Annotated in this window: 15 protein-coding genes; 12 read left to right on the top strand and 3 right to left on the bottom strand. The window is 57.3% G+C overall.

The window, feature by feature from the left end:
• Positions 1 to 25 precede the first annotated feature (25 nt).
• The 3 genes from P9230_RS20740 (at position 26) to P9230_RS20730 (ending at position 4315) form a co-directional block, all read left to right on the top strand.
• Entirely contained in the window at positions 26 to 1564 is a 1539-nt protein-coding gene (locus P9230_RS20740) for an amidohydrolase family protein (protein ID WP_278120700.1), read from the top strand.
• A gap of 118 nt (positions 1565 to 1682) precedes the next feature.
• A complete protein-coding gene (locus P9230_RS20735; RefSeq protein ID WP_278120699.1) occupies positions 1683 to 2699 on the top strand; it encodes a Gfo/Idh/MocA family oxidoreductase in 1017 nt (338 codons plus the stop codon).
• 56 nt (positions 2700 to 2755) lie between these two features.
• Positions 2756 to 4315: an ABC transporter substrate-binding protein gene (locus P9230_RS20730; RefSeq protein WP_278120698.1), complete on the top strand. Its 1560-nt coding sequence runs from the start codon at positions 2756 to 2758 to the stop codon at positions 4313 to 4315.
• Between the two features lie 99 nt (positions 4316 to 4414).
• Here P9230_RS20730 and P9230_RS20725 read toward each other — a convergent pair whose 3' ends face one another.
• Positions 4415 to 5371, bottom strand: a complete 957-nt coding sequence (locus tag P9230_RS20725) for an NAD(P)-dependent oxidoreductase (protein ID WP_278120697.1) — start codon at positions 5369 to 5371, stop codon at positions 4415 to 4417.
• Positions 5372 to 5601: 230 nt separating this feature from the next.
• Here P9230_RS20725 and P9230_RS20720 point away from each other — a divergent pair, with 230 nt between their 5' ends.
• The 4 genes from P9230_RS20720 to P9230_RS20705 all read left to right on the top strand — a co-directional run bounded on the left by P9230_RS20720 (position 5602) and on the right by P9230_RS20705 (position 10321).
• The gene (locus P9230_RS20720; RefSeq protein WP_278120696.1) at positions 5602 to 7152 is read left to right on the top strand and encodes an amidohydrolase family protein; all 1551 of its coding nucleotides are present in this window, start codon (positions 5602 to 5604) and stop codon (positions 7150 to 7152) included.
• A gap of 50 nt (positions 7153 to 7202) precedes the next feature.
• Positions 7203 to 7859 carry an aspartate/glutamate racemase family protein gene (locus P9230_RS20715; protein ID WP_278120695.1) on the top strand — a complete coding sequence of 219 codons (657 nt, stop codon included), beginning with the start codon at positions 7203 to 7205 and terminating at the stop codon, positions 7857 to 7859.
• Positions 7860 to 7973: 114 nt separating this feature from the next.
• Positions 7974 to 9161, top strand: coding sequence for a M24 family metallopeptidase (locus P9230_RS20710; RefSeq protein WP_278120694.1), 1188 nt, complete (start codon positions 7974 to 7976; stop codon positions 9159 to 9161).
• A gap of 245 nt (positions 9162 to 9406) precedes the next feature.
• Complete coding sequence (locus P9230_RS20705) at positions 9407 to 10321, top strand: iron-containing alcohol dehydrogenase (protein WP_278120693.1); 915 nt, start codon at positions 9407 to 9409, stop codon at positions 10319 to 10321.
• 20 nt (positions 10322 to 10341) lie between these two features.
• On the opposite strand, the gene P9230_RS20700 is transcribed toward P9230_RS20705, so the two are convergent.
• Positions 10342 to 12324, bottom strand: a complete 1983-nt coding sequence (locus tag P9230_RS20700) for an Ldh family oxidoreductase (protein ID WP_278120692.1) — start codon at positions 12322 to 12324, stop codon at positions 10342 to 10344.
• Between the two features lie 277 nt (positions 12325 to 12601).
• Between P9230_RS20700 and P9230_RS20695 the strand changes: the two genes are divergently transcribed.
• The 5 genes from P9230_RS20695 (at position 12602) to P9230_RS20675 (ending at position 20232) form a co-directional block, all read left to right on the top strand.
• A complete protein-coding gene (locus P9230_RS20695) occupies positions 12602 to 14122 on the top strand; it encodes a carboxypeptidase M32 (protein WP_278120691.1) in 1521 nt (506 codons plus the stop codon).
• A 275-nt stretch (positions 14123 to 14397) separates the two neighbouring features.
• Entirely contained in the window at positions 14398 to 15951 is a 1554-nt protein-coding gene (locus P9230_RS20690; protein WP_278120690.1) for an ABC transporter substrate-binding protein, read from the top strand.
• A gap of 226 nt (positions 15952 to 16177) precedes the next feature.
• Positions 16178 to 17698 carry a carboxypeptidase M32 gene (locus P9230_RS20685; RefSeq protein ID WP_278120689.1) on the top strand — a complete coding sequence of 507 codons (1521 nt, stop codon included), beginning with the start codon at positions 16178 to 16180 and terminating at the stop codon, positions 17696 to 17698.
• Between the two features lie 289 nt (positions 17699 to 17987).
• A complete protein-coding gene (locus P9230_RS20680; protein ID WP_278120688.1) occupies positions 17988 to 19145 on the top strand; it encodes a pyridoxal phosphate-dependent aminotransferase in 1158 nt (385 codons plus the stop codon).
• A gap of 157 nt (positions 19146 to 19302) precedes the next feature.
• Positions 19303 to 20232 (top strand): dihydrodipicolinate synthase family protein, encoded by a 930-nt coding sequence (locus P9230_RS20675; protein WP_278120687.1) that lies wholly within the window; start codon positions 19303 to 19305, stop codon positions 20230 to 20232.
• 192 nt (positions 20233 to 20424) lie between these two features.
• Here P9230_RS20675 and P9230_RS20670 read toward each other — a convergent pair whose 3' ends face one another.
• Positions 20425 to 21327, bottom strand: coding sequence for a PhzF family phenazine biosynthesis protein (locus P9230_RS20670; protein ID WP_278120686.1), 903 nt, complete (start codon positions 21325 to 21327; stop codon positions 20425 to 20427).
• Positions 21328 to 21381 lie beyond the last annotated feature (54 nt).

The following is a 21381-nucleotide window of genomic DNA, read 5'->3' as shown; positions in this document are numbered from 1 at the left end:
AATATTACCACTGACCGAGGATCCAATGCCCAAGACACTGACAAGAGGCCGCTATGTTTTTACCCGTCCAGAGGGTCGTCACGATTGGACGATGCTGGAGGACGCAGCGGTATTGCATTCGAATGGAGTGATCGAGGCCGTCGGCGATTTTGCGGCACTGAGGGATCAAAACCCGACCGCAGAAATTGTTGGCGACGGCACTCAGGTCGTGCTCCCAGGTTTCGTCAACGCGCACCATCACGTCGGCCTTACTCCACTCCAGCTCGGCGTGCCCGATCTGCCGCTCGAGCTGTGGTCCAACGCTCGTGTCAAGTTCCGCAACGTCGACCCGTATCTGGACACGCTCTACTCGGCGTTTGAACTGATCGGCTCCGGTGTGACCACCGTCCAGCATTTGCGTGGTGCGCAGTTTGGCGGCGTGGCCGACGTGCTGAAAGCCTCGGATGCAGTTGTGCAGGCTTACGAGGATGTCGGGCTGCGAGTGTCGATGGGGATGGGGCTGCGCGACCAAAATCGCATGCATCACCAGATGGCTGACGATGATTTCGTAGCCAGTCTGCCGGAGGAGATCCGGCCGGGCGCTCGGCGACATCTCGACCGGTTCGGCGTCGGGCTGGATAATTTCTTCGATCTCTACACAGAGATGGAGCGACGCTATGCGGGCAAGCCGCTCGTGCGCATGCAGTTGGCCCCGCTCAATCTGCACTGGATGACCGATCGCTCCATAGAGATGCACGCGGACTTCCAAAAGCGTACCGGTGCTCTCATCCATCTTCACCTGGATGAGACCCAGCATCAGAAGGAATACGCCCGCCGCCGCGGTGGCGGCAGCGCGGTCGAATATCTCGACCGGTTCGGCTTCCTTTCAGACAAGCTGACGTTGGGTCACGGCGTGTGGCTGAACGAAAGCGATCTCGAGACGCTTTCGGCAAAGGGAGTTCACGTCTGCACCAACTGCAGTTCGAACTTCCGCCTGAGAAGTGGGATCGCTCCGCTCAACGCCTTCGAATGCAAGCAGATGAATGTCGCGATCGGCATCGACGAAGCCGGCATCAACGATGACCGCGACATGTTCCAGGAAATGCGCATGGTCCTTAATGCCCATCGCGTGCCCGGTGTCGAGGATGGAGTACCGACAGTGGGGCAGGTGCTCCGCATGGCCACGGTCGGAGGTGCCCTAACGACCCCGTTCGGACTTCAGATTGGCAAGCTTGTTCCTGGCGCATTCGCTGACATGACGCTGGTCAACTGGAAGGCCATCGCCAGACCGTATTTGGATCAGGATACGCCCGTTCTTTCGGCCGTGCTCCACCGCGCGAAACCCCAGGCAGTCGACGCCGTGATCATCAATGGGCGCGTTGTCTACGAGGATGGCCGGTTCACTCTGATCGACAGAGACGCGATTCTTGCTCGGTTGGAAGAGCAGATGTCGCGTCCGCTGACCGAGTTTGAGCAGGACTTACGCCAAACCTCCGCAGCCATCCTGCCGCATGTGAAAGCGTTCTACAAAGGCTACGTCACTACAGAGCACGTGCCTTACTACAAGTACAACTCGAAGAAATAACCATGCTGGCTGCTCTTTTATTCCATTGGAATACTTGGATGGATGTGAACAAGATGGACGAAATTATATATGCCGGGATTGGCGCCCCTGCAGGCGTGGCAGCGCGGGAGTTTGTGGCGTGACCCGGCTGCGGTTCATTGTTGTTGGGCTTGGCGCCAGGGCCCAATTCTGGCTACGCGTGCTCAACGAGTCTGACGAATGTGAAGTTGTCGGTCTGGTCGACCCACGCGTCGAAGTGCATACGCGGGCTCAAGCGCTTTGTCCTAGCGCCACGATTGGAACCGACTTTGCATCGATCGTTGGTGAGGTTGAAGCGGATGTCGCTCTGCTTTGCACACCGCCATTCGGCCGCGAGAAGCAGATGGAAGTGGCCTGTCAAGCGGGTCTCGCCATTCTCGCGGAAAAGCCGCTCGCCGAGAGCGTCGATAAGGCAAGGCGCTATGTCGAGATGACCGAACAGGCGGGCGTCATGCTGATGGTCGGCCTGAACTACCGGTTCCTTCCCGTGACGGCTGAGACCAGACGCCTCTTCGACGAACAAATTGGGCAGCCCGAGTTCGCGCGCTTCACCTATCAGAGATGGCGTGACGGCAAGCTGCCCCACCTCAACAGATACCCCCTGACCATGACGCAGCCGATGTTGTGGGAGCAATCTATCCATCATTTCGACTTGATGCGCTTTGTCTATCAGGCTGAGCCGGTGCGCGTCTTTGCCAAGAGCTTCAACCCATCATGGTCAATGTATGCCGATGACGCCAATGTGAGCGCGGTTCTGGAGTTCTCGAATGGCATCATCGTCAACTACCAGGGCACGTGGCAGAGCAACTGGGGCGTCCCCAACTTCGAGTGGCGCCACGAATGCTTGAACGGAATTGTCATTCAGCGCGACCAATATGGTGAATTGGCGTTCGCCGAGCGCGATCAGGCCGTCCTGACCCCAGTTGCCCTGCCGCCTTACGAATTGTGGATTAACGACGCTACTGCGCTGCTGCGCTCCTTCGTCGCCGCTTACCGTGGCGAGGCCCCGCTGCAGTGCACTGGCCGCGATCATCTTAGTTCTCTGCGAATGATTGAAGCCTGCGTCCGCTCATCGGAAACCGGCCAATCAGTAATCCCGGCTGAACTCGAGAAATAAATTTTTGGAATAGTTTCGCCGGACTTCTGTGCATTATCAACAATGGGAGCATTCCAATGTCTAACATGAAACGATTACTTCTAGCGGCTACTTTGGCCTTGATGGGAACGGGAACGGGTGCGTCAATCGCTGCGCCGGATGATGACACGATCGTTATTGGCCTGTCCGCCGATATATCGACACTGGATCCGGCACAGGTCGATAACCGTATCGATATGAACATCGCCGCGCATCTCTTCGGAACGCTCTACACCGTCGACTCGGACGGCAAGATTCAGCCGAACTTTGCGACCGGCTATAAGGTATCGGACGATGGTACGGAATATACCTTCACCATCAAGCCTGGCCTAACGTGCGAGGACGGCGAGAAGCTGACGGCAGAAGATGTCGCCTATTCATTTACCCGGGCCGCGGATCCCAAGAACGGCTTTTCAGGCAACACCCCGGGCTTTGTCTTTGATGCGCTGGGATACAAGAGCGCTGAGGCAGTCGATGATCTCAACGTTAAGATCAAGTTTGCCAAGAAAAGCTCAATCGTGCTTGGCATGCTTTCAGAGGTGTTCCTGCATTGCAAGGACTCCTACGAGAAGATGTCGGCGGAGCAGGCGTCTTCGAAGCCGATCGGGTCCGGCTCTTACCGGTTGGTCTCCTGGGATCATGGATCGGAGCTCGTACTGGAGAAGGTCAAGGATCCGGCCGTTTTCAAGAAGATCGTTGTTCGGGTCATTCCCGAGGCCTCGACGCGCACCGCCGAGCTGATTGCCGGAAACGTCGATGTTATCACCAACGTATCCCCGGACCAGATCGACACAATCAACAACTCTGGAACCGCGGATGTGCAGAAGATGCAAGGCACGCGCCGGATGTACGTCGGGTTCAATTTGACTGGCAAATTCTCTGGAACCAAGGGGACGGATGCCATCAAGAAGCCGGAGGTGCGGCGTGCGATGCAATACGCCTTGGACGTTCCGTCGATCTGCTCACAACTTCTCAGCTCCAACTGCACGCGTTTGAACGGTCCAGCCAACCCACCCAATGACAATCCGGACCTCAAGCCATACCCCTACGACCCGGCTCAGGCTGAAAAGCTACTCGATGCGGCTGGATATCCGCGTGGAGCCGACGGTGTGCGGTTCGAGCTGAAGATGCAGGCTCCTCGCGGTCGTTACCTCAATGATGCGAATGTAGCACTAGCCATCGGGCAGTACCTTTCCGATATCGGCGTCAAGACAGACGTCGAACTATTGGATTGGGCGTCGGTATATTCGCCTCTATTCAGAACTCACGACGCCGGGCCGTTGTTTTTCATTGGATCGGGTGGCTCGACGTGGAGCGCCATCTACGACATGTCTGATCTTTCCACCCCCGATGCGGAGACGAACGACACGGGATGGAGCGATCCGCATTGGTTTGACGGTTGGGCGAAGATCGACGCGGCCAAGACGCCTGAAGAAGAGCGTGCGGCGGTCAATCAGATGCTGAAGGTCTTCTATGACGATGGCCCTTGGCTGCTTCTCTACGATCAGCCTGACTTCTATGGCGTGAGCAAACGAATCTCCTGGAAGGCTCGCCGCGACGAACATATCGAGTTGTTCGACGCCAAGCTCGCTAAGTGATATTGGCCGGGTGCGCGGACGTCGGTTCGCGCACCCTCCGACTTTGAACGCGGCGTCTGAATTGCATCCCGGCCATGATTTGCCAGTAGAGCGACGCGCTTAGCGGGATTCGATCTCTGTAATCAGACTGGCGATGCCTTCAGCCAGGTCAACACGCGGTCTGAAGCCCGTGTCCGCTTCGAGGCGAGCGAAGCAAATAGCTGCCCGTCCATCGTCTGCTTGCAAGCTTATTTCGGGCGTCACCCCTCCTGGCATGGTGGTCGCTGAAAGCCTCTGACTATTGACCAACTCAGCCAACAGCCCGGCGCTGGTCGCGATGCCTGATCCGAGATTGTAGACCATATGCTGCAATTGGTCCGCCTTGAGCAAGATATCAACTGCAGCGCCGACGTCGTCGGCATGGATCCAGTCGCGTGATATGTCCGCGCCTGAAATCGCTACGGGCCTACGCGCGGCGACGAGCTGTGAAATGAGGTTGATAGCCTGGCTGGTTGGTCCCGCGCGCTCCATGGGCCCATATACGGACGCAAGCCGAAGGGCCACAGTCATCACCGCTCCTGAGCGGCCATAGAATTCGGCTGCAACCTCGGCTGACCTCTTCGAGGCTGCATAGGTGTTTGACAGGTCAAGTGCTGCGTCTTCCAACAATGGATTGGCGGATTGCTTGGCGGCATAAACGCCGCTGCTGGACAGCAAAATGACGCGCCCGATCGACGCTTCGACTGCCGCCTCGAGAATGTTGAGGGTTCCGCCAGCGTTGACGTCGAATGTGCGTAGCCTTTGCCAGTCGCTGCTCAAAGGCGGTGGCGTGAGGGCGGCTGCATGGACAATGTCGCCGCGCCGCCCTTCCAGCACGACGGTTCGGCATTGCCCGCGGTCTGTCACGTCCAGCAAACTGAAGCTGACGTTGTCGAGACACTTCAGAAAATTGCGAGCTTGGTTATCCGGTGGGTTGAGATCGGCTGCGATGACCCGTCGATCCGGGAAACTTGTTGCCAGGTATCGTACGAGGTTGATCCCGACAAACCCGAGACCTCCGGTAACAAGAACTGTCAAAGCTTGACCTCGCCACAATTGAAATCAGAAGGGCACAACCGGCACGCTCGCTGGTGGCATTTCAGGCAGGTGTCCGCGGTCAATGTCGAGTTTCTCCGGATCCGGGCATTGTTCCAATTAAGGTATCATAATCGCTTGACATTTTCCCAAGAAAATATGACGTAGAATATCAGTGAAGTAGACTCCTTCCCCACAGATTTCTCGTTTCGCATCCGGTGAGGACGAGCGGCTTGTCTCCATCAAAGAAGATCGTTCTCATTCGTGGCAGGCAGGTGTTCTCCCACCCCACGACTAGGCACGACTGGCACGTTGTCGAAAACGGCGGATTGCTAGTAGCGGGCGATACGATCCTCGATGTTGGTGAGTTTCAGGGGTTACGGGAGGCCAATCCAGGCGCCACCGTAATCGGAGATGGAAGCCATGTGATCTTACCTGGCTTCGTGAACTCTCATCATCATATCGGTCTGACCACCATCCAGCTCGGCGTGCCCGATTTGCCGCTCGAACTCTGGTTGAACGCCCGACTTAAGCAGCGTCCCGTCGACCCATACCTCGATACGCTGTACTCGGCCTTCGAAATGATCGGCTCCGGCGTGACGACTGTCCAGCATTTGCGGGGGGGACAGTTCGGCAACGCGCAAGCCGTCAATGATACGGCGGACGCAATCATAAAGGCCTATGAGGATGTCGGCATGCGCGTATCCCTAGGCATGGGGGTACGCGATCAAAATCGGCTTCATCAGCAGATGGATGACGAAACATTCGTCGCAACCCTGCCGGCTGAGATGCGTGAGCGCGTTGGACGGCAGTTGCAGAGATTTCCGCTCAGCCTGGATGACTTTTTCGACGTCTATGCGGACATGTCGCGCCGCTACAGTGGAAGGCCCCTGGTGCGTACGCAACTTGCTCCTCCCAATCTGCATTGGATGAGCGACGCTTCACTCGCACGTTTTGCGGAGGCTTCGGCAAAGTCGGGCGATCTCATGCACCTTCATCTCGATGAAACGCAGTATCAGAAGGAGTATGCCCGTCGGCGGGGAGGGGGAAGCGCGATCGATTATATCGCCGGCTTCGATCTTTTGTCGCCACGCCTGACGCTCGGGCATGGCGTCTGGTTGAACGAGAACGATGTCGATCGGATAGCCAACCACAACGTCCATATCTGCCACAACTGCAGTTCAAATTTCCGATTACGCAGCGGCATCGCGCCCCTCAACTATTTCGAAAAAAAGGGCGTCGAGGTCGCTATTGGAATCGACGAGGCAGGCATCAACGATGATCGGGACATGCTGCAGGAGATGCGCATGGTCCTTAATGCCCATCGCGTCCCCGGGGTCGAGGACGGAGTACCCACGGCAGGACAAGTGCTCCGCATGGCTACCCGGTGCGGTGCCTTAACCACACCTTTCGGCGACAGGATTGGCCACCTTGTACCTGGGGCGTTAGCTGACTTGTCGATGATTGAATGGAGCAGCGTCGCCAAACCCTATCTCGACCCAGACACGCCAGTGCTGGCGGCAGTCTTGCACCGCGCCAAGCCGTCTTCGGTCGCGCGCGTCATCATCGGCGGCGAGATCGTCTATGAGGAAGGCCATTTCTCAAGGATCGACCGTGAAGCAATCATGGAGCGGATCGAGGAAGTCATGTCTCGACCCAGAACCCCTCTGGAGGACGAAGCCAGGCAGACTGCCAAAGAAATTGTCCGGCACATAAGGGCTTCTTACGGCGGATATGTTGGGAAAGAGCATCGGCCATACTATACTTACAATTCGAAGAAATAGATTGCCTAATCGCGACGGGTTTCTCTCAGACAAAAGTTAGACGAACAAATATGGCAAAGATCTTGATCCTGAATCCGAACAGCTCTCCATCGACCACTGAGTCGGTCAGTCGCGGCCTGGACCTATTGCGCGACGGTCGCCATGTGTTGGATTGCAGGACCTTACAGGAAGGCCCCACCGGCATAGCGACGCAGGCCGACATCGACCGAGTGGTTCAACCAACCGCGCAATATTTTGCCGACAACATCGCGGATGCTTACGTTATCGCGTGTTTCTCTGATCCAGGGCTAGCTCTGGCACGGGAAACGGTACAAGCGCCTGTCCTGGGCATAGCTGAATCAAGCTTTCAGCTAGCGATTGGCCTTGGCGATCGCTTCGGAGTCGTCGCAATGGCGGATCACTCAGTACCGCGCCACAAGCGCTACATCCGTTCGCTTGGCCTCGGCGCCCGTCTGGCCGGTGATTTGGCCATCAACGTTGGTGTCGAGCACATGGATGGGGCGGGGGTTCTCGACAAGATTGTCGAAGTCGGCCGTAGGCTTCGCGACCAGGAGGGCGCGGACGTGATCATCCTTGGTTGCGCTGGCATGGGTCAGTATCGCCAGGAGATCGAGCGCATTTTGGATGTGCCGGTCGTCGACCCCTCGCAGGCAGCGGTTACACGCGCTTTGGCTTTGTTGTCGCTTGGCTATCAAACGGCGGCATGAAGGTTCTTTGGCTCCGGGAAGGCGCCAAAGGCCATTTCGACGATGGCACTGCACTGATGGCTTTGTAAGCGGTCTTTTGCGGGCTGCGGGCTAAAAAGAACACAGGAGCAAATTATGGCTAAATCCGATCTCGACGATATCCTCGCTGCGGTGCCACAGGGGGCAGAATCAGCCTTTCCCAAGGCCGAGTATGTCGAACGCATCGCGCGGCTGCGCAAGGAGATGGCAGCGAAAGGGTTTGATCTGGTTCTTTTGTCAGGCCCCGAAAACATCTTCTACCTGAGCGGGCAACAAACGCCGGGCTACTACACTTTCCAGTGCCTTTGTGTCCCTGCCGAGGGTGAACCCTTCCATGTAATTCGTGGTCTGGAGGCGATGAATGCTCGCCTCAACACGTTCCTCGACGACATCACGGGATACGCGGACGATGAACATCCTTCCGCAGCCATTGCCGCGGTCCTGAAGGCGCGCGGCTTCCAGAATAAGCGTGTGGCCATTGATCAGAATGGCTGGTTTTTGACGGTCAACCTTTACAATCGCCTTGTCGCGGAATTTGGTCCCCTGCTGGATGCCACAGGTCTCGCTGAGCCTTTGCGGCGAGTTAAATCCAAGCTCGAAATCGAGCAGCTCGAAAAGGCAGGGAAGGCCAATGACGCCGGGATGTTGGCAGGTCTGGCCGCCACCAGGATCGGCGCCAGCGAGAACGACATTGCTGCGGCCGTCATGGGCGCCGCCGTCAAGGCCGGATCAGAATATTTCGGCATGGAGCCTTTTATAACGTCCGGACCGCGGTCCGGCGTTCCTCACACAACGTGGCGTAGACGTGTCATCCAGGAAGGGGACCTGACCGTGCTGGAGACGCCTGGCTGCTACAACCGCTACCATGTTGCATTGTTCCGGACAGTCGCGGCTGGGCGCATTCCAGTCTTGGCAACGGATATGTATAAGGTTTGCGCCGAGGCTCTTCAGGTTGCGATAGAGAAGCTGCATCCGGGCAACACCTGCGCGGATGTACACAATGCTGTGCAAGCCGTCATCGACAAAAATGGCTTCACTGCCGGGTTTCGCAAGCGGACCGGATACAGCATGGGAATTGCGTTCGCGCCGGATTGGGGCGAGGGCAATATTTTGAGCCTGTTCCGCGATATCGACCTGCCATTGCAGCCCGGCATGGTGTTCCACGTGCCGATAACCTTGCGCGCCTACAACAAATTCACGGTTGCCGTCAGCGAAACCATAATGGTGACCGAAGGCGCGCCTCGAACTTTCAGCAGCATCAGTCGTGAGATGGTTCAGGTTTAAGTCGATGCCGGCTTAAGCGCCAGACGAGGGTCTTGGCACGAACACAACGAGTGCCTCAACGCGAGGGGTCCAAACTCTCCCGTTGGTTGCCGGGGAAGTCAGCCAAAAATCAAGAGACGACAATGACACAAGCAAGCTTATGGCCAGTCCCTGACATGGCCTCGGGCGCACTTTATTCGGCAAGTCGTGAATGGGCACGCGCAGTCGTCCTGACCTCGCGATCGCCGTGGCGAAGCGCGCGCCCCATGCTGGTAGTTGAGCCGCAGAAGGTCTTGTTTGTGGAAGGGCTAGACCGCAGCCATCTCGAGAGCCTTGCGCAAGCAGCCAAGGGAGGGGCGCCGGTTGTCGGCATCGGAGCCGGCACGGTGATGGAAACAGCGAAATACGTCGCCCGCGCCACAGGTGCACCATTGGTGCAAGTGCCGACGACTGTCTCCAACAACGCATGCTTCACACGTGCGGCTTGGACGATCGTCGAGGGAAAGAGGACCATCGCGCGCGATATGCCGATTCCGCGCCGCATTGTTCTCGATCCTGATCTTTTGGCAGCAGCTCCCACCAGGCTGAACCGCGCGGGGATTGCAGAGATCCTTTGCAGCCATACGGCGCTGCACGATTGGCGTCTAGGACATGAGGTCGGCCGCGACGTGGATTGGGATGACGGCCTGGAAAGGCTGGCTCGAGCCGAGTTACGAGCTCTTGACGCCACCGCGCCACTTGTTGGTGCCAACCGACAGGAGGGCTTTCGCGCGATCTTCGCAGCTAGCTGGCGGTTTGCACCCGGCTTTTCGAGTCATCCCAAAGCGCGCTTTAACGCTGGCAGCGAGCATCTTTTTGCATGGGGTCTTGAAGCGCTCGCAGGACGCAAAGTCTTGCACGGTGAGGCCGTCGGTCTTGGTGTGCTACTTATGTCTTTTGTTCAAAATAACCGGCCAGATTGGCCGGCGCGTATTTTGAAGACCGCCAATGTTGCATTTATGCCAGAAGACATCGGAGTGACTTGGAGAGATGTCAAAGAGGTGTTCGACCGTCTGCATATTTCCGCCAGCGCATATCTCTGGTACACAGTCATCGACGCCAAGGCCGGCCCAGAACGTGTGAATTGGCCTGAGCGAGGAAATTTTGCGGCAGCTAAGAATTTTGTCATGTCATTGAAATAATAAATATGGCGCCAATTAGGTTATCTTTTTGTTTTTTCTTGGCTACGCACGCGCGCAACCTGCATCAAGTGGTCTTCGAGACTTTTCTGTAATTTTACGCCTGTGGAGTCTGCCTTGATCATATCGTGGATCAGGTCGCGGAAAGCTTCATGCTGACGCACCACAGACGCCAGATCGTCGTCGCGATATTCATGACGGCTGAAGATGATCATGACGTGCCGTGCTATCGTCTCCCAGAGAACCCTGGCGATCTCGTTGTTCGCGGCGTTGGCGATGGCCCGATGGAAGGCCATATCGGCGGCAAGTGACGCGGGGCGATCGAGCGACATTGCAGCGCGGCGCATGGCCTGCAGGCAAGGCTCAAGTTCGTTGGCCATCTCGCCCCGTTCCCGCCAGCTCTTGATTGCGTCACGCAATAAGAAGCTTTCCAGGGCAAGCCGAATTTCGAGCACCTTTTCGACGGTCGCTGGATCGAACTGGACAACCCGATAGCCTCGGTTCGGCTTCCCATTGACGATACCCTGGGCAAGCAGGATCTTCAGTGCTTCGCGTACAGCCACGCGGCTGACACCCAACAAGTCCGCTAATGATGAGTCTGTGATTTTCTCGCCTGGGGACAAATGCCCGGCGGAGATTGCACTGGCGATCGAATCTGCAACCGTTTCAGCCAATGCCAAGCGCTGAGGCATGCGAAACTGTTCTGTCGGCAAATCAATCTGCGTCATGAGGCCATCCTTGAGCAGCACTTTACACTGGGTGGGCACCCAATGGGTTCGAAAAGCGCAGTTGGAAAAAGTTGATAACAATTTTTCTCGGTGGCAGTCGACGCCCCAAGTATTTGCATGATTATCCTGGGTGGACGCCGAGTTTTCCGCAGTGGTGCGAGCCTCAGTATTGGGTCGCCCCGAAGGGTTTAAGAGCCTAGATAACGGTGTCTCGATAAGGACAAGAATCTCTAGCTCGGACGTTATCTTAAGCTCCTCACGTAACGCAAGGAGATCCGTCAGAACCTCTTCGACCAGCGGGACGCCATTCTTGGACTTCCGCTCGACACGCCGCGCCTCTAGTTCGCCGGGTATCAGGATCTCCGCCACACCGGGTCTGGTCTTGCGCGATTTCACCATCTGGGCAAATTCGCCCATGCGCTCCCTGAATGTAGCGAGCGGCATAAACCATTCGATGTCGATTGCGGTAAGCGAGTGCGAAACGTCCTGGCGGGCAGGGTTTGAGTACGGCACGAGCCCGAAAGCCCCGCCAGCGATAACTCCGGTCAGAACATCGGTCATGAAGGCGAGGCCGTAGCCTTTGTAGTCGCCAATGCCAAGCAAGGCGCCTTGCATGGCTGCGTTTGGGTCATCTGTGATTTCACCTTCCGGCGTGAGTGCCCAATCGAGCGGCATTTTCTTGCCTTCGCTCAAAAGCCACTGCATGGCGCCTTTGTCCGATCTGGTCAGCGCAAAATCCATCACGGCTGGAAAGCCGAGATTGGTGGGCGCAACAATGCTCCAGGGGTTGGTTCCGACGGCCTCCTCACACGCGCCCCACGGCGCCATTTCCGGACCGGCATTGGTATAGGCGATGCCTATGCAGCCAGCCGCTTCAGCCTGACATGCGTGTACCGCGGACGAACCGTAGTGGGTGGAGTTGCGCACGATAACCTGCCCGATGCCGCATTCTTTTGCTTTTGCAATAGCCAGTTTCATAGCCTTCGCGGCGGCAACGACCCCGATGCCATTGTGAGCATCGACAAGGGCCAACGAGGGGCTCTCTTTTAGAACTTCCCATCGGGCTTGCGGGTCAACCAGCCGGTCTGCGATCCGCTTCTGGTAGACGCGCAGTTTGCGAACGCCCTGGTTGGCAGACGGATGGAAACGCAACTCGGAAAAGATCAGAGCATCAGCAAAAGTTGAGGCGTCTGGCTGCGATAGGCCAAAGCGCACAAAGGCCTCGCGCGTAAAGGCGTGCAGGCTGTCGCGGGACACATTGGTCATATTGATCGCCACGGTCTTCTCGTCCTTTTTGCTTCAGCCTACGAGGCTCTCTTTGCTGCTCTGGTGGGAATGTTCGCCCGTTAGAAATCTCTCGCGCCGGCAGTTAGCTGCAGGGCACCAAAGAAACGTCCAACCGGGCATCTCGCTTGACACCATTACCCGAATTGTACATCATTAGAAATTAGAATTGTCGACAATCAAGCATTTCCGCTGTCGACCGTCAAGCAGCAATCGCGAGCTCAGTCCAACGAGGCGGATAGGGATCAATAAAGAAAGGCTCTTCGGAACAATGGCTTACGCGCATCTAATGGATCGTGTCGGGCAGATGAACGACATGCTCAATGCCCAGTCTGTTCTATACTGGGATGCTCGCGTGACGATGCCGGAAGCTGGAAACGAGACCCGCGGCCGGCAGTTGTCGACACTTTCTCTGCTGGCCCATCAACTGCTCGTCTCAGTCGATACACAACGCCTGCTCGCCAAGGCTGAAAGTGAAGTTGCCTCCCTGGCCGACTCGAGCGTCGAAAAGTCGATGGTGCGTAAGGTGCGTGAGGCGGTGGACTACAATGTGGCCATTCCGGCCGAGCTTACACGTCGGCGAGCCGAACTCGGCTCCAAAGGGCATTTTATTTGGGCCAAAGCGCGCGCTGAAAGTGACTTCTCACAATTCGCTCCGCTGCTCGAAGAAATTGTCGCGCTCAATCAGGAGATGGCGGAGGCAATCGGCTATGAGGAGCACCCCTACGATGCCCTGCTTTATCGGTACGATCCTGGCGAGAGGGTTTCGTCACTGAAACCGCTTTTCGGTCGGCTGCGCGAAGGCATCTCACCGTTGGTGAATGCCATTGCACAAAAAGAGCCGCCGCGGGTCAATTTCCTAGAGCGCGATTTTCCTATCGACAAGCAGCGTGAGCTGTCGCTGATTCTGGCACGGTCGATTGGGTATGATTTCAAGCGCGGTCGCCTCGACACGACGCTCCATCCCTTTGAGATCTCATTCACTCGCAACGACGTACGTATCACCACGCGCTACAATCAGAACTATTTGCCGACAAGTGTGTTCGGTACTATCCACGAAGTAGGCCATGCGCTGTACGAGCAGGGCGTCGATCCGGCTTTTACCCGCACGCCCTTTGCCACTGACCTGGTTGGCCTTTATGCCGTCGGCGGCGTCAGCTACGGGGCGCACGAATCGCAGTCGCGCCTGTGGGAGAACTTTGTCGGTCGCTCTCGACAGTTCTGGGATGTCCATTTCGCCTGCGCTCAGGAAATCTTCCCGGCCCAACTCGCCGACGTCTCGGCTGAGGATTTCTGGCGCGCGGTCAACCGCGTTTACCCTGGGCCGGTCCGCACCAACGCCGATGAACTCACCTACGACTTCCACATAATGCTGCGCACGGAGCTTGAGGCAGATCTGATCGACGGCTCGCTCAGGGTCAGAGATCTCCCAGAAGCCTGGAATGCAAAGGTCAAGGAATATCTGGGTGTCGAGGTGCCCAATGACAGCGTTGGTTTGCTGCAGGACGCTCATTGGTCGGCAGGACACATGGGCAACTTCGCCAACTACTCGATTGGCAATGTGATGGCGGCTCAACTCTTTGAGGTCGCGGGCAAAGATGAAGCCCTCAGAACGGACTTGGCAAAAGGCCGGTACGATCGACTGCACGGTTTTCTGGCTGAGAACATTCATAGGCATGGCCGCCGCTATGATCGTGATGAGCTGCTTATGCGTGCGACTGGCCGTAAGCTCGACCCCGAACCCTATATCGCTTACCTCAACGCAAAATACGCTGAGCTCTACGGTCTCTGAGAATAGCAGTATCCGTGCCAGCGGATTGCAAGCTTACCGTTATCGGCAGGATGGCCTGCCAGTCCGGTGAGGGCACCCACGTACGCCACACGTACCGATAACAGGAGAGCAGCGGCGGCAGCAAATCACACTAGCAAAGGGAGGGCAGGTCTGCGGCTTGACCGATGACATACTACGTAGAATATTACGTAGCGTACCAAAAGTCAGATAACCCGATGTCCGGGGTCAAAGACCGCCGGCTTTGCAGAAGTTTGTCTCAAAATAGGGGAACACGCATGGCTTACATCAGAAGAATGCTTAGCGCGGGCGCTTTGGCCTTGCTGGCGTCAGGGACCGCCTCGGCAGCGCCGGCGGACGACACGATCGTTGTCGGCCTGTCCGCCGATGTGTCGACGTTGGATCCGGACCAGGTCGACACGCGCATCGACATGAATATCGCACAACATATCTTCGGGACGCTTTATTCGGTGGCCCAGGACGGCTCGATCAAGCCGAACCTTGCAACGGGCTACGAAGTCTCGGCCGACGGCTTAGAGTATACGTTTTCGATCAAGCCAGGCCTGACTTGTGAGGATGGCGAGAAGCTAACGGCGGAAGATGTCGCCTATTCGTTTACCCGTGGGGCTGATCCAAAAAACGGCTTCACAGGCAATACGCCGGGCTTCGTTCTGGAATCCCTGGAATACAAGAGCGCTGAGGCAGTAGATGGTCTGCATGTCAAGATCAAGCTCGGCAAGAAGAGCTCAATCGTGCTCGGCATGCTTTCGGAGGCATTCATCCACTGCAAGGATTCCTACGAGAAGATGTCGGCTGAGCAGGCCTCTTCGAAGCCGATCGGGTCCGGCTCTTACCGGTTGGTCTCCTGGGATCGCGGCTCCGAGGTTGTGCTGGAGAAGGTCAAAGACCCGGGCGTCTTCAAGAAGATCATCTTTCGTGTGATTCCCGAGCCCTCTACGAGAACGGCAGAGTTGATTGCAGGAAATGTCGACATCACTACTAACGTCGCGCCAGACCAGATTCAAACCATCAACAACTCTGGAACCGCGGACGTTCAACAGGTGGCCGGAACGCGCCGCATATATGTCGGTTTCAACCTGAGAGACAAATTTACCGGAACAAAGGGCGGGGACGCCATCAAGAAGCCCGAGGTGCGCCGCGCCTTGCAGTATGCAGTTGATGTGCCGACGATCTGTTCGCAATTGCTGAATTTCAAATGCGAAAGGGCAAGCAGTCTGGTCAATCCGCCGAACGACGATCCCAATCTCAAGCCTTTCCCCTATGACCCAGCTGAGGCCGAGAAGCTACTTGATGCGGCCGGCTATCCGCGTGGAGCCGACGGTGTGCGGTTCGAGCTGAAGCTGCAGGCACCGCGTGGCCGATACCTCAACGATGCCAATGTCGCTATGGCAATTGGTCAGTATCTTTCTGACATTGGCGTTAAGACGGAGGTCGAGGCCTTGGATTGGTCTTCGGTTTTCCGGCCGCTGATGCGCAAACATGAAGCTGGCCCGCTCTTCTTCATTGGCGATGGCGGTTCGATCTGGAGCGCCATTTATGACATGTCGATCCTTCCCACCGTGACAGCTGAGACCAATGACACGGGATGGAGCGATCCTAATTGGTTTGACAGTTGGGCGAAGATTGACGCCGCTAAGACGCCTGAAGAACAGCGTGCCGTGATCAACCAGATGCTGAAGGTCTTTCACGACGAAGGCCCCTGGCTATTGCTCTATTTCCAGCCGGATTTCTACGGGGTGAGCAAGCGCATCGCTTGGACCGCGCGCCGCGACGAACACATCGATCTCTTCAACGCTAGCCTGGCCAAATGACTTCAATGAGTGCGCAGGCGCCGGTCTGCGCACTCAGCACCGTCATGATCGCGATTTCCAGCGCTCATTGACGGAATAATTCCAAGGCGGCGCTTGACGTGATCAACCATCACCCTGTAGATCAGTAGATTATATAATTGTCGACAATACGATATTCGGCCGAGTAGCCATTTGCCCCATGAATGGAAGATCATGGCGGGGTCCAAGGTATGAAGAGGTTTGGGAGATGAGTTATCTCGATCTGATGGAGCGCGTAGGGCAGGTCAACGACATGCTCAATGCTCAATCCATACTGGACTGGGATATGCGGGTCATGATGCCGGAGGCTGGCGATGAGACCCGCGGCAAGCAGCTTTCCACCCTTTCGCTCACAACCCATCAGCTTCTCGTTGCTGCCGATACGCGTCAGATGCTTGCGGCAGCTGAGGCTGAAGTTAAGCCGCTGCCGGACTCGAACGCCAAAAAGATGATGGTTCGCCAGGTGCGCGACGCAGTTGACTACAACGTAGCCATTCCCCCAGAACTCACGCGCCGGCGTGCGCAACTCAGCTCGAAGGGCCATTTCATTTGGGCCAAGGCTCGCGCCGAGAGTGATTTCTCCCAATACGCTCCGCTGCTTGAAGAGGTTGTGGCGCTCAACAGAGAAACGGCCGAGGCGATCGGTTACAAGGAACATCCTTATGACGCGCTTCTCTTTCGCTATGATTCACAGGACACTGTTTCGTCGCTGAAGCCGCTGCTTGATCGGTTGAGGGAAGCCATCCTGCCACTGGTTAAGGCGGTTGCGGAAAAAGAACCGCCGCGCGTCGATTTTTTGGAGCGTGATTATCCGATCGACAAGCAGCACGAGCTCTCGCTCATGCTGGCGAAAACGATCGGATATGACTTCAAGCGTGGCCGCCTCGACACGACTCTGCATCCGTTTGAGGTCTCATTTACCCGCAACGATGTGCGCATCACCACCCGCTACAACCAGACCCATTTGCCGACAAGCGTGTTCGGGACCATCCATGAGGTCGGGCATGCGCTTTACGAGCAGGGCGTCGACCCAGCATTTACACGCACGCCCTTTGCCACTGACCTGGTTGGGCTGTATGCCGTCGGCGGCGTCAGCTACGGGGCGCACGAATCGCAGTCGCGCCTATGGGAGAATTTTGTCGGACGTTCGCGCCAGTTTTGGGAGGTGCAGTTCCCGGCGGTCCAAAAAATCTTTCCTGAGCAGCTCGCCGATGTATCGGCCGAAGAATTCTGGCGCGCGGTGAACCGCGTTCGTCCTGGTCTTGTTCGTACCCACGCGGATGAGCTCACCTACGATTTGCACATCATGCTGCGCACCGAACTTGAGGCAGGACTGATGGACGGCTCGGTCAAAGTCAGGGATCTTCCCAAGGCCTGGAATGCAAAGATCAAGGAATACCTCGGACTCGACGTGCCCAATGATGGCGTTGGCTTGCTGCAGGATTTCCACTGGTCAGCGGGGCACATCGGCAACTTCGCCAACTACACGGTGGGCAATATGATGGCCGCCCAGTTGTTCGAAACAGCTACCAGAGACGTCGCCATCTCCAAAGGCCTGAAGACGGGCAACTACAAGCCGCTCCACGCCTTCCTGACCGAAAACGTGTATCAGCATGGCCGCCGATACGATCGCGATGAGCTGCTTGCGCGCACCACTGGCCGCAAGCTCGATCCCGAACCCTATATCGCGTACCTCAACGCCAAATACACTGAGCTATACGATCTTTAGACCGTTTCTGGAGCGTCCTCCCGGCCTCCGGTACGGGGGCGGTCTACTAGCAGACCGCCCCCGATGTGAAGATAAGGACATTGCGGGACGAGCGGGCGACTTGCGGTGCGGGTGAACCCTTCGCGAATGTAAGACCCGTCATGAGAAATAGCCGGTTCATTGGCACGCCGGCACGAAGGCCTGCCGGGGTTTGGCCCGCCGAGAAACGCCCAAAATGGAAAGGCGAGAGACTGTGGTAAGCTTAGTTGCTCAGCGGGTTAGATCGTTTAGGCCCTCGTCGACTATTGCTATGTCCGAACGCGCCGACGCGCTTCAAGCAGCTGGCAAAAAGGTCATATCACTCGCCGCTGGCGAACTTGATTTCGATACCCCTAAGCACATCGGTGCTGCTGCCTGTCAGGCGATCGATAGGGGCGAAACGCGATATACCGCAGTGGGTGGAACGCTGACTCTTAAAAAGGCGGTGATTGCCAAATTCCGGGACGACAATGGTCTCAGTTACGAGCCACGCGAAGTTATCGTATCGACTGGCGCCAAACAGATCATTTTCAACGCGATGCTTGCCAGCCTTGATCCGGGCGATGAGGTGGTCATACCCGCTCCTTACTGGGTTTCGTATCCCGACATTGTCGAGATCGCTGGAGCCGTTCCGATTATCGTGCCGACAACGACGGGGTCGGGTTTCAAGCTCTCGGCTGACGCCCTTGAGGGCGCGATCACGCCACGTACTAAGTGGCTTCTGCTGAATTCGCCTGGCAATCCGACTGGCGCCGTCTATTCGAAGGCGGAGCTTGAGAAACTAGCCGCGGTACTCAAACGATATCCTCATGTCGGCATACTGAGTGACGACATTTATGAACATCTTCGTTTTGACGACGAACCCTTCCACACAATCGCAGCGGTCGACCCAGCGCTGAAGAATAGGACGCTGACCGTAAACGGCGTGTCCAAGACATATGCGATGACCGGCTGGCGCATTGGCTACGCTGGGGGGCCAGCGGACCTCATCGCTGCAATGACCGGCATCCAATCGCAAAGCACTTCCAACCCGTGTTCGATCAGCCAAGCCGCCACGCTTGCTGCACTCACGGGCAATCGAGATTTTCAGAGCGAAGTAAGCAGCGTTTTGCGTCGCCGGCGTGATCTGGTTGTCAATGCTCTCTCCGCGGTGCCAGGGCTTAAGTGCTCGCGTCCTGAGGGAGCATTCTACGCCTATCCGGACTGCTCGGCGTTACTTGGAATGGTGACGCAGGCGGGTGTCAGCCTCGATAGTGACGCGGACATCGTCGCCTATCTTCTAGACGAAGCGCTCGTTGCAACGGTGCCAGGCTCCGCTTTCGGTCTCGCAGGATATTTCCGTGTTTCCTTCGCCTCGAGCGATGCCGATCTCGTAGAAGCCTGCAGACGGATCGAGGCCGCTGTCAACAAGCTTCAACCGCGCCAATAACAGGCCAGCCGGCAGCTTCAGACGGTCCGTTGCTAGACGCAAAGACGAGCTCGGATCGACCAACGCCGGCGGGTCCGTCCCCTGGGCCGTGAGATGTCCTCACGCCAGTCAGATTGATCACAACCATTAAACCCAAAGCGAAGTGAGGTTTGAACTAATGAATATCGGCCACATCAACGGTAAGACGCGTGGGGTATACGCGATCTCCCCGACGCCTTTTGAGGACAACGGCGAGATCGACGGTGCCAGCACTGACTCGCTGCTGGACTATTATGTCGAGAGCGGTGTCGACGGCTTGACCATCCTTGGGGTCCTTGGTGAAGCCACGAAACTTTCTCCGGAAGAATCGCGCGGCTTCATGAACCGGGTTCTTAAGCGTATTGGGGACAAACGCCCGATCGTGGTCGGCGTCAGCAACCCGGGTACGGACAATTTGGTTCGCTTTTCGCGCGAGGCGATGGATGCGGGCGCTGCGGGTGTCATGATCGCGCCGATCCAGGGTCTCAAGACCGACGACCAGGTTTACAATTATTGGGCGACGGTCCTTGAGCGCCTCGGTCCTAAGATCCCCGTATGTTACCAGGACTATCCTCAGACAACGACGGTTGTCACATCGGTGTCCGTCTTCAATCGCTTGGTCGGTGCGTTCGAGAACCTGGTGATGCTCAAACATGAGGAATCACCGGGGCTGCCAAAGATCACCGCCGTTCGCGCGGCCGAGGACAAGGGTCAACGACGGGTCAGCATCTTGATTGGCAATGGCGGGCTGCATTTGCCGCAGGAACTGCGCCGTGGCGCCGATGGCGCCATGACCGGCTTTGCCTATCCGGAGATGTTGGTCGAGGTATGCCGCAAGTTCCACGCCGGCGATGCCGATGGAGCGGAGGATGTATTCGACATCTACCTGCCACTGCTACGTCACGAGCAGCAGCTCGGGTTCGGGCTGGCCATCCGCAAGGAGGTGCTGCGCCGCCGCGGTATCATCAAGCACGCCGCAATGCGGCATCCTTCGCCAAAAATGACCTCGGTTGATCACAAAGAACTCGATGAGCTGATGGCGCGGCTCGAGCGCAAGCTTGGAAAATAAATGGACTTTCTGGAGCGCCGCCTTTGCCTGGCGGCGCTCAATCCGCCGGTCCACTAGGGACTACAGCCGGCCAGTTGCAAGTAGGCGCGAGCCCGCCATTGATGAGTTCGACCACGGTTTGCAGCATGCGTGCAAAGATGTCGCAGCTGATCAGCATGTCGTCCGTAGGTGAGTGCTGGCGGCGCTCGCGGGTCAGACCTTTGCGATGCCTGACAAGACCTCGATGCACTGACCGGTGACGCGAGAGCGGAAGCCGTCGACGGCCTTTCGGGCTTCCGCTTTCAGCAAGCTCGGTCGCCCCATCTCGACTCCCTGACGGATATCGAGCGAAATCGCGTCCTGCCCGATCCGGGACAGCACTAGCGCGGCCCTGGCGGCGCTGGCGCTGCCTGTCGCCGGATCTTCCCAGGTGCCGCTGATTGGAGCGAACATTCGGGCCTGAACCGTTTTTCCTTCCCGACAGTAGAGAAAAACCGAAAAGCGGGTGCTCGTTTCTGGATGCGCCGCCGCGGCATGGCGGAACGCCGGCAAATCGGGAACGGCGGTAGCGAGGGCCTGACGTTCGATCTCAACGACGACAAAGTCGACGCCGACAGAGGCCACAATGGGAGGGTGGGTCGAGAGGACAACCGCGCTGACCGGGATGCCGATAGCGGCGGCCACCAACTGAACATCGATTTCGGGTCCGGTGCTCAGCGGCTGAGGCGTATCGAGAATGGCGCTTCTTATCGAGCCGTCTTCGCCCCGCTCGAGGCGCACTTCGACGAGCCCTGCCATCTGCTCGAGATGCAGGATATCGCTGGTGTGCGTGGCGCCGACGACGAAGGCCGTTCCGATTGTCGGATGCCCAGCGAACGGCATCTCGGCCGTGCGGTTGAAGATGCGCACCCGGGCGCTGTTGGAGGGATTGTCAGGCGGCAGGACGAACGTTGTCTCGCTAAGATTGAATTCGGCCGCAAGCATTTGCATTTGCTCGGTCGACAGCCCCGAGGCTTCCGGGAAGACGGCAAGCTGGTTGCCGCCGAAACGCCGGTCGGTGAAAACGTCGAGCGTGACAAATCTGTATTCTGTCAAAGCGGTACTCCGTTTAGTCATTCAATCTGGCCGCTTTGGCCTCACTATCCCATCAGCCTGTCATGGAGGGATCGA

Source organism: Mesorhizobium sp. WSM4887, assembly GCF_029625865.1.
Classification (GTDB): domain Bacteria; phylum Pseudomonadota; class Alphaproteobacteria; order Rhizobiales; family Rhizobiaceae; genus Mesorhizobium.
The sequence above is the reverse complement of the archived record's forward strand: the minus strand, read 5'-3'. Positions and strand labels throughout refer to the sequence as shown.